13 protein-coding genes are annotated in these 13851 nt (G+C 71.5%); 5 read left to right on the forward strand and 8 right to left on the reverse strand.

Annotated features, from left to right (window positions below; genetic code table 11):
- Nucleotides 1-43: 43 nt before the first annotated feature.
- Nucleotides 44-919, reverse strand: a complete 876-nt coding sequence (locus tag ET445_RS14470) for an SGNH/GDSL hydrolase family protein (RefSeq protein WP_129191897.1) — start codon at nt 917-919, stop codon at nt 44-46.
- A gap of 187 nt (nt 920-1106) precedes the next feature.
- Complete coding sequence (locus ET445_RS14475) at nt 1107-3389, reverse strand: polyribonucleotide nucleotidyltransferase (protein ID WP_129191898.1); 2283 nt, start codon at nt 3387-3389, stop codon at nt 1107-1109.
- A 368-nt stretch (nt 3390-3757) separates the two neighbouring features.
- On the opposite strand from ET445_RS14475, the gene ET445_RS14480 reads away from it, so the two are divergent.
- Nucleotides 3758-3961 (forward strand): dodecin family protein, encoded by a 204-nt coding sequence (locus ET445_RS14480; protein WP_129191899.1) that lies wholly within the window; start codon nt 3758-3760, stop codon nt 3959-3961.
- Nucleotides 3962-3988: 27 nt separating this feature from the next.
- Here ET445_RS14480 and ET445_RS18310 read toward each other — a convergent pair whose 3' ends face one another.
- A complete protein-coding gene (locus ET445_RS18310) occupies nt 3989-5935 on the reverse strand; it encodes a glycosyltransferase (RefSeq protein ID WP_208008425.1) in 1947 nt (648 codons plus the stop codon).
- A gap of 172 nt (nt 5936-6107) precedes the next feature.
- On the opposite strand from ET445_RS18310, the gene ET445_RS14490 reads away from it, so the two are divergent.
- Nucleotides 6108-6707 carry a DedA family protein gene (locus ET445_RS14490; protein ID WP_243695219.1) on the forward strand — a complete coding sequence of 200 codons (600 nt, stop codon included), beginning with the start codon at nt 6108-6110 and terminating at the stop codon, nt 6705-6707.
- A 168-nt stretch (nt 6708-6875) separates the two neighbouring features.
- Here ET445_RS14490 and ET445_RS14495 read toward each other — a convergent pair whose 3' ends face one another.
- The 3 genes from ET445_RS14495 to ET445_RS14505 form a co-directional block, all read right to left on the reverse strand.
- Complete coding sequence (locus ET445_RS14495; RefSeq protein ID WP_129191901.1) at nt 6876-7505, reverse strand: FMN reductase; 630 nt, start codon at nt 7503-7505, stop codon at nt 6876-6878.
- Nucleotides 7502-8764: an LLM class flavin-dependent oxidoreductase gene (locus tag ET445_RS14500; RefSeq protein WP_129191902.1), complete on the reverse strand. Its 1263-nt coding sequence runs from the start codon at nt 8762-8764 to the stop codon at nt 7502-7504. The genes ET445_RS14495 and ET445_RS14500 overlap by 4 nt, the downstream gene beginning before the upstream one ends.
- Before the next feature lie 180 nt (nt 8765-8944).
- Entirely contained in the window at nt 8945-9634 is a 690-nt protein-coding gene (locus ET445_RS14505) for an NADPH-dependent F420 reductase (protein ID WP_129191903.1), read from the reverse strand.
- 162 nt (nt 9635-9796) lie between these two features.
- Here ET445_RS14505 and ET445_RS14510 point away from each other — a divergent pair, with 162 nt between their 5' ends.
- A complete protein-coding gene (locus ET445_RS14510) occupies nt 9797-10621 on the forward strand; it encodes a glycosyltransferase family 2 protein (protein WP_129191904.1) in 825 nt (274 codons plus the stop codon).
- Nucleotides 10622-10662: 41 nt separating this feature from the next.
- Entirely contained in the window at nt 10663-11694 is a 1032-nt protein-coding gene (locus ET445_RS14515; protein WP_129191905.1) for an alpha/beta fold hydrolase, read from the forward strand.
- Between the two features lie 27 nt (nt 11695-11721).
- On the opposite strand, the gene ET445_RS14520 is transcribed toward ET445_RS14515, so the two are convergent.
- The gene (locus ET445_RS14520; RefSeq protein ID WP_341769715.1) at nt 11722-12693 is read right to left on the reverse strand and encodes an alpha/beta fold hydrolase; all 972 of its coding nucleotides are present in this window, start codon (nt 12691-12693) and stop codon (nt 11722-11724) included.
- Nucleotides 12694-12772: 79 nt separating this feature from the next.
- Between ET445_RS14520 and ET445_RS14525 the strand changes: the two genes are divergently transcribed.
- Nucleotides 12773-13174, forward strand: coding sequence for a thioredoxin family protein (locus ET445_RS14525; RefSeq protein WP_129191907.1), 402 nt, complete (start codon nt 12773-12775; stop codon nt 13172-13174).
- 24 nt (nt 13175-13198) lie between these two features.
- On the opposite strand, the gene ET445_RS14530 is transcribed toward ET445_RS14525, so the two are convergent.
- The gene (locus ET445_RS14530) at nt 13199-13846 is read right to left on the reverse strand and encodes a hypothetical protein (RefSeq protein ID WP_129191908.1); all 648 of its coding nucleotides are present in this window, start codon (nt 13844-13846) and stop codon (nt 13199-13201) included.
- Nucleotides 13847-13851: the final 5 nt, after the last annotated feature.

Raw genomic sequence — 13851 nt, forward strand, 5'->3', positions numbered from 1 at the left:
AGCGATTCGGGCGAGGCATCCGCGGTGTTCGCGGAACTGCGGATCAGCGGGCGAAGACCCTGTCTTTCGCGAGCGCGATGCCGTAGCCGAGCGAGTTGCCGAGCGCGTTCGGGTGGAAGTTCTGATCGGCGAGCAGGTTCTTCGGATTGAACGCGATGTACGGGATGAGCGAGCCGATGCCGTGCCCCTTGAACTCGTCGGTGACGTCGACGAGCTGGATCTTCGGGTTCCCGGTCGCCGCGACGGCTCCCGCGATGACGGCGTTGAGCTGCGTCGTGCCCGAGTTGACGAGGTCGCCGACCGGCGCGATGCCGGGCTTGAAGAGCAACGGATAGTTGAGCACGGCGATCTTCGCGTTCGGGAGCGTCGAGGCGATCGTCGAGTACAGCCCGACGAGCTGCGGACCGAGCGCGGCGAGCGCCGCCTGACTCGCCAGGATCGCCGACTTGCACGGATCGACGGTCGGGTCGGGGTTCGCCGCGCATGCCGCGAGCAGCGCGTTGGATCCCGCGTCGATGCCGCCGACGGTGAGGGTCACGAGCTGCGTGTTCGGGTTGAGTCCAGCGAGCTGGGCTGCGGTCGCCGCCACGTTCGCGCCCGAGCACGCCCGGTTCTCGGTGAGCTTGTAGAGGCTCAGCGCTGCCGCGATCGTGGGATACCCGAGCGAGCGGCTCTGCTTGCACGTGTCGTCCTTGTAGGGCGGCGCGCCCTGGCCCGCGGTGAACGAATCCCCGAGGGCGACGTAGGGGCGCTGGCTGAACAGCGCGGTTCTGGCGGTCGAGGCCGAGTCGACGGCGACGGTGTTGGAAGCAGCAGCTGCAGGGGCGACGGCGAGGCCCGCGACGAGCGCGGTGGAGATCAGTGCGAGGGCGCTCAGACGAGACGCGAACCCTCTCATGCCCTGAGGATTCTTCAACATAGCGCGCAGAGTACTCGCGGCCCGGTGCGGCGACCATCCTTTGCTTCCATGTGGCTGGCCCTCGTTCGAGGGGAATCTTCGTGCGGGGCGTGGAGCGCAGACGACGGATGCCCCGCCCGAATGGAATCGGGCGGGGCATCCGGCCTGCTCAGGCGCAGCGCGCCGAGCGGAAGGCGATCAGATCAGATCAGACCTCGGCGCCCTCTGCGGGCTCCTCGGCGTGCACCGGCGCGGTCTCGCGACCGTTCGTGTCGGCCTCTTCCTGGAGGACCGGCGCGAGCGAGAGCTTGCCGCGGTCGTCGATCTTCGTGATCTCGACGAGGAGCTTCTGGCCGACGCCGAGCACGTCTTCGACGTTCTCGACGCGCTTGCCGCCGGCGAGCTTGCGCACCTCGGAGATGTGCAGCAGGCCGTCCTTGCCGGGAAGCAGCGAGACGAACGCGCCGAACGTCGCGATCTTCACGACCGTGCCGAGGAACTGCTCGCCGACCTCGGGGTTCGTCGGGTTCGCGATCGCGTTGACCTGGGCACGAGCGGCCTCGGCCGACGGGCCGTCGACGGCGCCGATGTACACGGTGCCGTCTTCTTCGATCGAGATGTCGGCGCCGGTCTCGTCCTGGATCGCGTTGATCGTCTTGCCCTTCGGGCCGATCAGCTCGCCGATCTTGTCGACGGGGATCTGCACCGAGATCACGCGAGGCGCGGTCGGGGCCATCTCGTCGGGGCCGTCGATCGCGGCGTTCAGGACCTGGAGGATCGTCGTGCGAGCCTCCTTCGCCTGGGTCAGCGCGCCCGCGAGCACCGAGGCGGGGATGCCGTCGAGCTTCGTGTCGAGCTGGATCGCCGTGACGAACTCCGACGTGCCGGCGACCTTGAAGTCCATGTCGCCGAGCGCGTCTTCGGCGCCGAGGATGTCGGTGAGCGCCGCGTAGCGGGTCTCGCCGTTCACGGTGTCGGAGATGAGGCCCATCGCGATGCCCGCGACGGGAGCGCGCAGCGGCACACCCGCGTTCAGGAGCGACAGCGTCGACGCGCAGACCGAGCCCATCGAGGTCGAGCCGTTCGAGCCGAGCGCCTCGGAGACCTGGCGGATGGCGTACGGGAACTCCTCGCGCGTGGGCAGCACGGGCACGAGCGCACGCTCGGCGAGCGCGCCGTGGCCGATCTCGCGACGCTTCGGCGAACCCACACGACCCGTCTCACCCGTCGAGTACGGCGGGAAGTTGTAGTTGTGCATGTAGCGTTTCTTCGTCTCGGGCGAGAGCGAGTCGATCTGCTGCTCCATCTTGAGCATGTTGAGCGTCGTGATGCCGAGGATCTGCGTCTCGCCGCGCTGGAAGATGGCCGAGCCGTGGACGCGGGGCACGACCTGCACCTCGGCGTCGAGCGGACGGATGTCGCGGAGGCCGCGGCCGTCGATGCGGACGCCCTCTTCGAGGACGCGCGAACGGACGACGAGCTTCGTGACCGACTTGTACGCGGCCGAGACCTCGCCGACCGCCGACTCGGGCAGCTCGCCCGCCTCGACCTTGGCGGCGACGGCGGCCTTGACGCGCGACTTGAGCGCGTCGTCGGCGTCCTGGCGCTCGACCTTGCCGGCGATCTGGTAGACGCTCTTGAGCTCGTCGTAGGCGAGGCCCGCGACGACGTCGTACGTCGACTGCTGGTACGGCGGGAACGTCGGGTACTCGGCGGTCGGCTTCGCCGCGGTGGCGGCGACCTGCTGCTGAGCGGCGACGAGCTGCGTGATGAAGGGCTTCGACGCCTCGATGCCCTGCGCGATGACCTCTTCGTTCGGCTTGACCGCGCCGGCCTGGATGAGGTCCCACGCGTGGTCGGTGGCCTCGGCCTCGATCATCATGATCGCGACATCCTGCGAGCCGTCTTCCTCGGTGACGACGCGACCCGCGACGACCATGCTGAACACGGCCTCCGAGAGCTGCGAGTACTTCGGGAACGCGACCCACTGGCCGTCGATGAGCGCGACGCGCACGCCGGCGACGGGGCCCGAGAAGGGCAGGCCCGAGAGCTGGGTCGAGAGCGACGCGGCGTTGATGGCGAGCACGTCGTAGAGCTCGTCGGGCTCGATCGCGAGGACCGTCACGACGACCTGGACCTCGTTGCGCAGGCCCTCGACGAACGAGGGGCGCAGGGGGCGGTCGATGAGACGGCACGTGAGGATGGCGTCGGTCGAGGGGCGGCCCTCGCGGCGGAAGAACGAGCCGGGGATGCGCCCGGCGGCGTACATGCGCTCTTCGACGTCGATGGTCAGCGGGAAGAAGTCGAACTGATCCTTCGGCTGCTTCGAGACGCTCGTCGCCGAGAGGAGCATCGTCTCGTCGTCGAGGTAGGCGACGGCCGAGCCCTGCGCCTGCTGCGCGAGGCGGCCGGTTTCGAAGCGGATGGTGCGGGTGCCGAACCGACCGTTGTCGATGACGGTTTCGGCGAACGTGATTTCAGGACCTTCCAAGAGGTCTCTCTCCTTTGTTTAACGTCGCACCCCGTCTGGGCACGACTGCATACATCGGAGCAGGAGCAGGCAGGACGAACGCGCCTCGGTCGACGTGTTCACGCTGGCCACCAGTAGAAGTCCACCGAACTCGCTGGTCGGTGATCCACCACAGGAGACCAGCTCCTGCCGGCCTGCTCCGTACAAACCCGACCGAGCGACTGCCCGGGCGGGCGGAACCCACAGGGGTATCCGAGAAGAGCCTATCAGCCGCATCTTTCACGGCCTAGCGGGCGGTTTCTCGCGGGGCTTGCGCCAGGGCGCGTGGTGGGCGTTGCATGGTGCCGGGGACATCCGGCTCCGATCCAGCTCGTCCAAGGGGGAACGACATGACCGTCGCACGCATCACCACCATCACCGCCCGGTCGGAGGAGAGCTTCGACGACGCCATCAAGCTCGGCATCGCCCGAGCCCACGAGACTCTCCGCAACGTGAGCGGCGCGTGGGTCAAGGAGCAGACCCTCGACATCACCGACGGCGAGATCTCGCACTGGCAGGTGACGCTCGAGGTCACGTTCGTGCTCGACGATTGATCCCGGTCAGCCCGCCGGGGGCGATGGTCACGAGCGCCGCGTGCTTGGCGACGCGGCCGTCGCCCGCGGTGCGGCCGCGGAGGCGCCGCGCGATCCACGGCACGGCGTGGCGGGTGATCCACGCCCCGTCGCGAGGCGGGTCTCGCGGTCGTCGTCGACGTCCTCGTGGAGGAGCCCGTCGAGGACGCCGAGTTCGAGCGCGCCCGGCACGCCGAGTTCCCGTGCGGCCGCATAGGCGAGGAGTCGGTGCCCGGCGGAATTCAAGTGCACGCGGTCCTCGGCCCAGTGCCGCGCACCCGTGAGCGATGCGTCGTCCGAGACATCCAGCCATCTCGCGCCGTGCGCGCGCACGAGGGGCGCGAGCTCGGCGTTGAACGTCTCGAACCGGGCGCGCAGCCACGCGAGCCGGGGCGCCTGCGGCATGAACGCCGACACGACGAGCACGTCGATGTCCGCCGAGCGGAGTACGCCGACCGCACGCGCGAGCCGGTGCGCGAGGGCGACGGGGTCCGCGCCGCGCTTGACGAGGTCGTTGCCGCCGGCGAGGACGCTCACGAGGTCGGCACCCAGGGCGACGGCGGTCGGCAATTGGTCGTCGACGACGTCGTCGATGCGGCGGCTGCGCACGGCGAGGTTCGCATAGCGGATGCCCTGACCTGACGCGCTGCCGTGCGCGAGGAGCATCGCGAGGCGGTCGGCCCAGCCGCGGTAGTCGCCGTCGGCCATCCGGGAGTCGTCGCACAGCCCCTCGGTGATCGAGTCCCCGACGGCGACGTAGCGCCGCCAGGCGGGACGGGGTGCGGATGTCTCGCGCGACGCGTCTGCACGAAGTCGCTCGGCGAGCGGGGTGACGGCAGGCGAGCGCTGCTTCAGTGCGATCACGTGCTCGTAGTGCGCGACGAGCTCGTCGCCGAGCCGATCCCATCCGCGGCCTTCGACCGAGGCGCGCGCCGCGCGCGCGAACGCGTGCCGCTTGGCGTCGTCGCCCACGAGGTCGGCGACGCGGTCGCGCAGGTCGCCGAGGTCGCCCGGGCGGTAGAGCCAGCCCGTCCGGCTCGATTCGACGAGATCGAGCGGGCCGCCTCGTCCGGTGGCGACGACCGGCACGCCGCTCGCGAGGGCCTCCTGCACGGTCTGGCAGAAGGTCTCACTCTCGCCGGGGTGCACGAACACGTCGAACGCGGCCATCGTCTCGGCGAGCGCGGTGCCGCCGAGGAACCCCGTGAAGACCGCGCCCGGCAGCACCCGCTCGAGGTCGGCGCGGTCGGGGCCGTCGCCGACGACGACGAGCCGCACGCCCGGAAGATCCGCGATCGCGGCGAGGTCGGCGACCTGCTTCTCCGGCGCGAGCCGGCCCACGTACCCGACGATCGCCTCGCCGCCGGGCGCGAGTTCGCGGCGTCGCCGGTCGCTGCGGCGGTCGGGCCGGAACTGCACGGTGTCGACGCCGCGCGCCCAGCGCTGCACGCCCGAGACGCCGAGCGACTCGAGGCGCTCGATCGCCGACGTCGAGGGTGCGAGCGTGAGCGTCGCCCGCGTGTGCAGACGCGCGAGGTGCCGCTCGAGCATGGGCGCGGCCCCGCGCACGCCGTAGCGGTCGGCGTAGGCCGGGACATCCGTCTGATAGATCGCGACCGACGGCACGCCGAGCGCCTCGGCGGCGACGACGCCCTGCCAACCGAGGATGAACGGCGACGCGAGGTGCACCACGTCGGGTGCGAAGTCGCGCATGAGCGAGGTGAGGCGCGCGGCCGACGCGAACGTCATGCGGACCTCGGGGTAGCCGGGCATCGGCACCGAGCGGAGGTACCGCGCGGATGCGCCGTGCAGGCCGTGGTCGACGTGACCCGCCTTGGGGGCGATCACGAGCGCCTCGTCGCCGCGGCGCTCGAGATGCTCGAGCACCCGCAGCAGGGAGTGCGTGACTCCGTTCATGTGCGGGAGAAAGGACTCTGCGAACAGTGCGACCTTCACGTCTCCAGGGTGAGGGGTCGCGAAGGGCCGGATGTCTCGATTCGGCCCGTTTCGGCGAGGGTTCACCGAGGGTTCGACATCCGTTCCCGAACCGGTCGGCGGCCGGTCGGGTGTCGCGGCGGGACGGCCGCTCGTCGCCTGCCGTTCATCTCCCCCGGCTACAGATGACGGCGTGGACGATCAGACGGCGACGGCGCTCGCGGCCTCGCCGTGGCTCGTGCCGGCGCTCTTCGCACTCGTCGTGGGAGACGCGTTCCTCGTCGTGCTCCCCGGGGAGACCGCGGTCGTGGCGCTCGGGGCGCTGTGGGCGGCCACGGGCCATCCGCCGCTCTGGGCCACCCTCGCCGCTGCCGCGGCGGGCGCGATCACGGGCGACGCGCTCTGCTACCTCATCGGCCGTCGGATCGGCCTCGACCGGTGGCGCTGGCAGCGGGAGGGACGCGCGGGCGCGGCGATCCAGCGGGCGCGCGCGACGGTGCACCGGCGCACGGCCGTGCTCGTGTTCACGGCCCGGTACGTGCCGTTCGCGCGCATCGCCGTGAATCTCGCGGCGGGTGCGGGCCGCGTGCCGCTCGCGCGCTATCTGCCGCTCTCGATCGGCGCAGGAGTGCTGTGGGCGGCCTTCAACACGACGGTCGGCGCGACCGTCGGGCAGGCGTTCGCCGACCAGCCCCTCGTCGCGGTCGCCGTGTCGGTGCCCGTCGCGATCGTGCTGGGGCTCCTCGTCGACCGGCTCGTCGCGGTCATCGACTCCCGGCGCCGCCGGGTGTGACGGGTCGCCGCCCCCGCGCTCGATCGAGCACCGCAACGGTGGGTTCCGCCGATGTAGGTGACGTACTCGCCACCTGCATCGGCGGAACCCACCGTTGCGCGTTTCCGAAGAGAGCGGCGGATGCCTCGGGGCCGACCCCGAGGCATCCGCCGCTCTACTCCGCGGTGCTCACTCCCCCGCGAGTCCGCCGATGAGGTGGCCCATCGGCCGGTCGAGGTTGAACGGGTCGTTCACAAGGTCGGAGCGGTCGGTGCGGTCGACGAGCTCGGCGAACTCCTTCGCGCCGCGGAAGATCCGCTCGGGCAGCGAGCGCACGCCGTCGCCCGATCCGCCCCAGTCGCTCGTCGCCGCGAACACGCCCGTCGTGACGGGGATGGCGTGGAGGTAGGTGAAGAGCGGGCGGATCGCGTAGTCGATCGCGAGCGAGTGCCGCGGGGTGCCGCCCGTCGCGCCGATGAGCACCGGCAGGTCGGTGAGGGCCTGCGGGTCGATGACGTCGATGAACGACTTGAAGAGTCCTGCGTAGCTCGTCGTGAAGATGGGCGTGACGGCGATGAGGCCGTCGGCCTTCGCGACCGAGTCGAGCGCGGCCTCGAGCTTGGGCGGGGCGAAGCCGAGGAGGAGGTGGTTCGTGATGTCGTGCGCGAGATCGCGCAGCTCGAACACCTCCACCTCGACGTCGTGGCCCTGCTCGCGGAGGAGCGCGACGCCGTCGGCGAGGAGCCGGTCGGCGAGCTGGCGGGTCGACGACGGGGTGCTGAGCCCCGCCGAGATCGCGACGAGACGCTTGGTCGTCATCGGACTGCTTCCTTCCGGGTGGCGGCGGGGCCGAAGGCCGAGCCGGTCGAGACGGTGCGGACGGTCGCGTGCGCGTCCTGGTAGGGCGAGCCCGCGGTGAGGTTGTCGCCGCGGTTCGCGGCGGGGATCGCCTGGCGGGGCTCGCCGTCGCCGTAGGCCGCCTTGACGAGCGAGGCGTGGGTGGGAGCATCCGGAACGTTCGCGGGGCGGTTCTTCGCGAACTCGCGCCGCAGCACCGGCACGACCTCCTCGCCGAGCAGGTCGAGCTGCTCGAGGACGGTCTTGAGCGGCAGGCCCGCGTGGTCCATGAGGAACATCTGGCGCTGGTAGTCGCCGACGTAGTCGCGGAACCCGAGGGTCTTGTCGATGACCTCCTGCGGGCTGCCGACCGTGAGCGGGGTCTGGGACGTGAAGTCCTCCATGCTCGGGCCGTGGCCGTAGACGGGCGCGTTGTCGAAGTACGGGCGGAAGTCGCGCACCGCGTCCTGGGAGTTCTTGCGCATGAACACCTGGCCGCCGAGACCGACGATCGCCTGGTCGGCGGTGCCGTGCCCGTGGTGCTCGAAGCGCTGGCGGTAGAGGGCGATCATGCGCTGGGTGTGCGACGCGGGCCAGAAGATGTGGTTCGCGAAGAAGCCGTCGCCGTAGTACGCGGCCTGCTCGGCGATCTCGGGCGTGCGGATCGAGCCGTGCCACACGAACGGCGGCACGCCGTCGAGCGGGCGGGGCGTCGCGGTGAAGCCCTGGAGCGGAGTGCGGAACTTGCCCTCCCAGTCCACGACGTCCTCACGCCAGAGGCGGTGGAGCAGCTCGTACGCCTCGACGGCGATCGGCAGGCCCTGGCGGATGTCCTTGCCGAACCACGGGTAGACCGGGCCCGTGTTGCCGCGCCCGATCATGAGGTCGGCACGACCGCCCGACACGTGCTGGAGCATCGCGTAGTCTTCGGCGATCTTCACGGGGTCGTTCGTCGTGATGAGGGTCGTCGCGGTCGAGAGCTGCAGGGTGCTCGTCTGCCCCGCGATGTACGCGAGGGTCGTGGTGGGCGAGGACGACCAGAACGGCGGGTTGTGGTGCTCGCCGAGGGCGAAGACGTCGAGTCCGACCTCCTCGGCGTGCTTGGCGATCGTGACGGTCGCCTGGATCCGCTCGGCCTCGGACGGGGTGCGTCCGGTCGTGGGGTCGGTGGTGATGTCGCTGACGGTGAAGATTCCGAACTGCACGGCGGCCTCCTGAGCTGCTCTTTCATGCGTTTGCATACATCGTAACGGATGCCTCCTCAGAAGTATTCCCGACGAGTATCCGCGACCCCGGGGACGGCCGCACCCCCGGCGCGCAGTCGCGGGCCGGGGGCGGTCGAGTGGCGGATCGGGTCTGGACGGGGCAGGGAGCCCGCGCGCGTCAGCGCACGGGAGCAGAGCGGCCGGATGCCTCGGGGCTCACACCGCGAGTCGGCCCTCCGGGCCGGCGTATCGGGTCATCTCGTCGGGTGTCAGCACCGCGCGGCCGCGACGCCCCGACATGACGTGGAAGCGTCCGCCGACCTCGAGCTCGCGCGAGTCGGAGATGTCGCCCACGAGCCACGGCCGCCACCCGACCTGCTCGAGGAGCGGCCGCACCCGCTCGGCCGTCGCCTGCGAGTCGGCGAGGAAGGGCAGCACGCTCGGCGGCGTCTGGTCGGCCGCCCCGGAGATCGCGGGGTTCGGGATCGACGAGAACACCTTCACGTGCCCGGCGCCCGCGGGCAGGAGCTTCGCGAGGAAGCGGCCCGTGCTGCCGTCGTGCGGCGTGACGAGCACGAATCCCTGCGGCGTGCGGTCGAAGGGGTTCGAGATGTCGAGCACGATCTTGCCGACGAGCGCATCGCCGAGTTCGCCGACGACGGCACGCTGGTCGTCGTTCCACAGGGTCGCGAGCACGACGAACTCCTGCCCGGCCACGGCGTCGGCGAGCGTGTCGGCGACGGTCACCTCGGCGCCGTCCGCGGCGTGCGCGCGCACGACGGCGGCGGCCGCACGCGCCTTCTCGGGCTTGTAGTGGTACAGGACGACGTCGACGCCGTGGGAGGCGAAGAGGTTCGCGATCGCGAGGCCGTGTCGGCCGGGGCCGATGAGGGCGATGGATGTCACGTGGGATTCCTTTCCTCGGAATGAGTCGGTCGCCCGTGAGAACCGTTCTCATCGGGCGGGGATTCCCACAGAGTGCCATCCGTCCCGAAGCGCCCGCCCACCCCGTTCCGAACCGCGCCGCCGCGCCCGGCGCAGTGTCGCGACGGGTTTAGACTCCGGGTGATGGGCAGCATCTCGGTCGTCATCCCGTGTCTGGACGACGCGGAGATGCTGCGCGCCTGCCTCGCGGCCCTCGCCGCCCAGACCCGGCCCGCCGACGAGATCCTCGTCGTCGACAACGGCTCGACCGACGACTCCCTCGCCGTCGCGCTCGCCGCGGGCGCCCGGGTGATCGCCGAGCCGATGCGCGGCATCTGGCCCGCGACCTCCGCCGGCTTCGACACCGCAGCGGGCGACCTGCTCGCGCGCCTCGACGCCGACTCGGTGCCGCCCGCAGACTGGCTCGCACGGCTCGAGTCGCGAATGGGCGAAGCGGACCGCCCGACGGTCGTGACCGGCCCCGGCCGCTTCTACGGCGGCAACGCCGTCACGCGCTGGATCGCCCGCTACCTCTACATCGGCGGCTACTTCACCGCGATCGGCCTCATGCTCGGACACCCGCCGATCTTCGGCTCGAACTACGCGCTCCGCGCGAGCGCGTGGCGGGAGCTCCGCGGCATCGTGCTCCGCGACCGCGCCGACGTGCACGACGACTTCGACCTCGCCTGGCGGCTCCAGCCCGGCATGACCGTCGTCTACGATCGGCGGCTCGTCGTGGGCGTCTCGGCGCGGCCGTTCGAGAGCTGGGCCGCGATCGGAACGCGCCTGCGCATGGCGTTCCACACGCTCGGCGTCGAGTGGCGCGCGTGGTCGCCGCTCGACCGCATGGACGACCGACGACTCGGGCGGCCGTTCGCGCCCGCGCGCGATGACACCGGCGCCGCTGCGGCGGGCGCCGGCGCTCGCGCCGACGGCGAGCTCGACGGCGACTCGCCGCTGACCGTCTGACCGTCGGAACGTCGGATCGGAGCGAGTCGAGGAGGCCCCGGATGTCCCGCCGGAACGCACTCCTCCTGTGCACGGGGCTCGCCTGGGCCGGTGCCGTCGCCGTGACGGCCTGTGCCGGGTCGGGCGGCGCGCAGCGCGAGGCATCCGGTCCGCTCGCGACATCCGACCCCGCGCTCACCGCGACCCCGACGCCGCGACCCGACGTCGACGGGCTCGTCGCCCTCGGCGACGGCCGCAGCGTCTTCGCGACGTGCGCGGGCGAAGGATCGCCGACCGTCGTGCTCATCTCGGGCAAGGGCAACGGCGCAGAGGACTGGCACGACGTGCTCGCCCCCGACGACCCGGCGCACGACTCGTCCGGAGACGACCTGCCCTGGGGGCTCGGCGAGCTCGGCCCGAGCGAGGACGCAGTGTTCCCGCAGGTCGCGCGCTTCGCGCGCGTGTGCGCGTACGACCGCCCCGACATCCGCTCGGGAAGCGACGCCACGACCCCGCGCCCGCAGCCGCACACCGTCGACGACGACGTCGACGACCTCGCGGCGCTCCTCGCCGCCCTCGACGAGCCAGGCCCGTACGTGCTCGTGCCGCATTCGTACGGCGGGCTCATCGCCCTGCTGTACGCCCGCACCCACCCCGACGACGTCGCGGGCCTCGTCCTGGACGACGCCGCCTCGCCCCTCATCGCCGACGTGGCCGACGCGACGGCGCTCGCGAACTGGGACGCCTCGAACGCGACGACCTCGCCGCAACTCCGCGAAGGCGTCGAAGTGCTCGACGCCTTCGCGCGCATCGACGCCGCACCGCCGCTGCCCGACGTGCCCGCCGTGGTGCTCACCGCCGACAAGCCGTGGCGCACCGACCTCTTGCCGCCAGACGTCGCGGCGGTGCCGACCGTGACGTTCGACGACTGGCTCGAGGCATCCGCGCTGCTCGCCGACGCGCTCGACGCGCCGCACCTCACCGAGACGGACAGCGGCCACGACATCCACCTCTACGACCCCGCCCTCGTCGTCGAGCAGATCAGGCTCGTCGTCGACGAGGCGCGGCTCGGGGCCCTGCTGCCGAGCGAGTGAGCGAGACGGGGCCGCAGTGGGCGCCGCTCACGCCTCCGCGTACAGCGCGAGCAGGTCGCGCGAGAGCGCGTGCGGCGACTCCTCGCACGGACTGTGGCCGGTCTCGTACACGGCGAGCCGCGCGCCGAGCTCGTCGGCCGAGCGCGCGTGCAGTTCGGTCGGCCAGAGGTCGTGCGCCCCCACGGCGACGAGCTTCGGCACGGGCGACGCCTCGACCTCGGTTCGCAGGTCGGGCGTCGCCATCATGCACGCGATGATGTCGTCGACGCTCTCGCGGCGCGTGAGGGCGAACCGTTCGCGCACGAATGCGAGCCTGCCGGGCGGCACTTTGTTGAGGTTGTTCCGGATGCCCCACAGCATGAGACCCGCGCCCTGATGCGGCGTCGTGAACTGCGACAGCGGCCCGATGCGCTTGACCCCGCGGAACGCCTGGCCGGGCTCGGGCGGGCTCGAGAGCAGCGCGAGGCTCGCGAAGAGGTCGGGCCGGGCGACGAGCGCCTGCTGCGCGAGCGTGCCCGCGAAGCTGTAGCCGAGGACGTGCGCGGGCGTTCGCCCCGACTCGAGCACGAAGACGAGGTCGTCGAGGAAGAGGGATGCGTCGTACCGCGCGCGCGGCGGATCGAGTCGCCGGGGGCCTGCCTCGAACGACTCGTACTGCCCCGCGAGATCGAACGACTCCACCCGATAGCCGGCGCCCGCGAGGAGCGGCAGCATGAGCACGAAGTCCTCCTTCGAACCAGTCGCGCCCGGCACGAGCACGACCCGCTCTCCGTCGACCGGCCCCATCACGAGGCCCGCGAGCGGCCCGCTCGGCGCATCGAACCGGATGCGCTCCGCGCCCGGCGGCAGCGCCCGCCAATCGAAGTCGGGGAGGGCCGCGTCGAGCTCGTCGGCGCGCTCGCGCCAATCGGCGGGCGGGGGTGCGAAGACGCCCGGCACCGAGGCATCCGCTCGCTCGTTCGACCGGTCCACGCCGCCTCCTGCCTCGGGGTCGCCCACGATCTCACGATAGCCGCGTCGACCGCGGCTCACAGCGAACACCGGGCGCCGCCACGGAAACCACGCGTAGTCTGGCGGAATGCCTACCGTCGACCTGACCCTGGAGACCTTCGAGAAGACCATCCTCGAGGGCGGCACCGTCTTCGTGGATTTCTGGGCCGCGTGGTGCGGGCCCTGTCTGCAGTTCGCCCCCAACTACCAGGCGGCGGCCGAGGCGAACCCAGACCTCGTCTTCGCGAAGGTCGACACCGAGGCGCAGCAGCAGCTCGCGGCGGCGATGAACATCCGCTCGATTCCGACGATCATGGCCTTCAAAGACGGCGTGGGCGTCTTCGCGCAGGCCGGCGCGCTCCCCCGGCCCGTGCTCGACGACCTCATCTCACAGGTGCGCGCGCTCGACATGGACGAGGTACGCGCGCAGCTCGCCGCGCAAGAGGCGGACGACGCGGCAGACGACGAGGTCTCCGAGCAGAGCGCCTGATCGCGCGCGAACGACGCGCTCGGCTCAGTTCGAGGCGTCTCCGGATGCCTCCGCGCCCGCGCTGTTCGCATCCTCGAGCCGCTCGAGCCCGCTGAGGTCGAGCTCGACGCCGAACGGCCGCGCCGCGCCCGTGACGAACGCGGGCACGCGCACGAACGAGCCGTGCAGGCGCAGGCCGTCGAGGAGGTCGACCCAGCGCGCTTCGGCGTCGTCGCGCAGGTATCCCGCGTGCCGCGGCCGGTCTCCTTCGGCGACGAGTTGCACGCCCATACGGTAGCGGCGAGACATCCACCGGCTTGCGCGCGGCACGAGCACGGCGTGGAGCTCGGCCCCGCCGTGCACGCGCGCGATCTCGATCGCGGCCTGGTGCCGGTTGGTGTCGGCGACGGGCACGACCGTGCGCACGCTGCGATCGACGGGGTCGGCGTCGATGACCTCGAGCCCTTCGAGTGTGAAGAGCGCACCCCACTGGTCGGGATTCGACCGGCGGCGCTCGCGCGAGATGCCGAACAGGATCCACACGATCGTCGCGCCGATGAGCACGAACAGCGGCCACTGCAGCCACGGCGGCGAACTCGGGCGCACGAATCCCGTGCAGAGCAGCAGGACGACGATCACGAGGTACGGGAGCGGCTCCCAGACGAGGAGGGGCTTGCGACGCGGGGCGGGCATGCTCC

The sequence above is a fragment of the Agromyces protaetiae genome, from assembly GCF_004135405.1.
GTDB classification, from domain to species: Bacteria; Actinomycetota; Actinomycetes; order Actinomycetales; family Microbacteriaceae; genus Agromyces; species Agromyces protaetiae.

Bases quoted from the DNA above. Each gene is read 5' to 3' on its own strand.
- ET445_RS14470 (WP_129191897.1), bottom strand. From the start codon at position 919: ATGTTGAAGAATCCTCAGGGCATGAGAGGGTTCGCGTCTCGTCTGAGC.
- ET445_RS14480 (WP_129191899.1), top strand. From the start codon at position 3,758: ATGACCGTCGCACGCATCACCACCATCACCGCCCGGTCGGAGGAGAGC.
- ET445_RS14495 (WP_129191901.1), bottom strand. From the start codon at position 7,505: ATGACGACCAAGCGTCTCGTCGCGATCTCGGCGGGGCTCAGCACCCCG.
- ET445_RS14500 (WP_129191902.1), bottom strand. From the start codon at position 8,764: ATGCAAACGCATGAAAGAGCAGCTCAGGAGGCCGCCGTGCAGTTCGGA.
- ET445_RS14510 (WP_129191904.1), top strand. From the start codon at position 9,797: ATGGGCAGCATCTCGGTCGTCATCCCGTGTCTGGACGACGCGGAGATG.
- ET445_RS14515 (WP_129191905.1), top strand. From the start codon at position 10,663: ATGTCCCGCCGGAACGCACTCCTCCTGTGCACGGGGCTCGCCTGGGCC.
- ET445_RS14525 (WP_129191907.1), top strand. From the start codon at position 12,773: ATGCCTACCGTCGACCTGACCCTGGAGACCTTCGAGAAGACCATCCTC.
- ET445_RS14530 (WP_129191908.1), bottom strand. From the start codon at position 13,846: ATGCCCGCCCCGCGTCGCAAGCCCCTCCTCGTCTGGGAGCCGCTCCCG.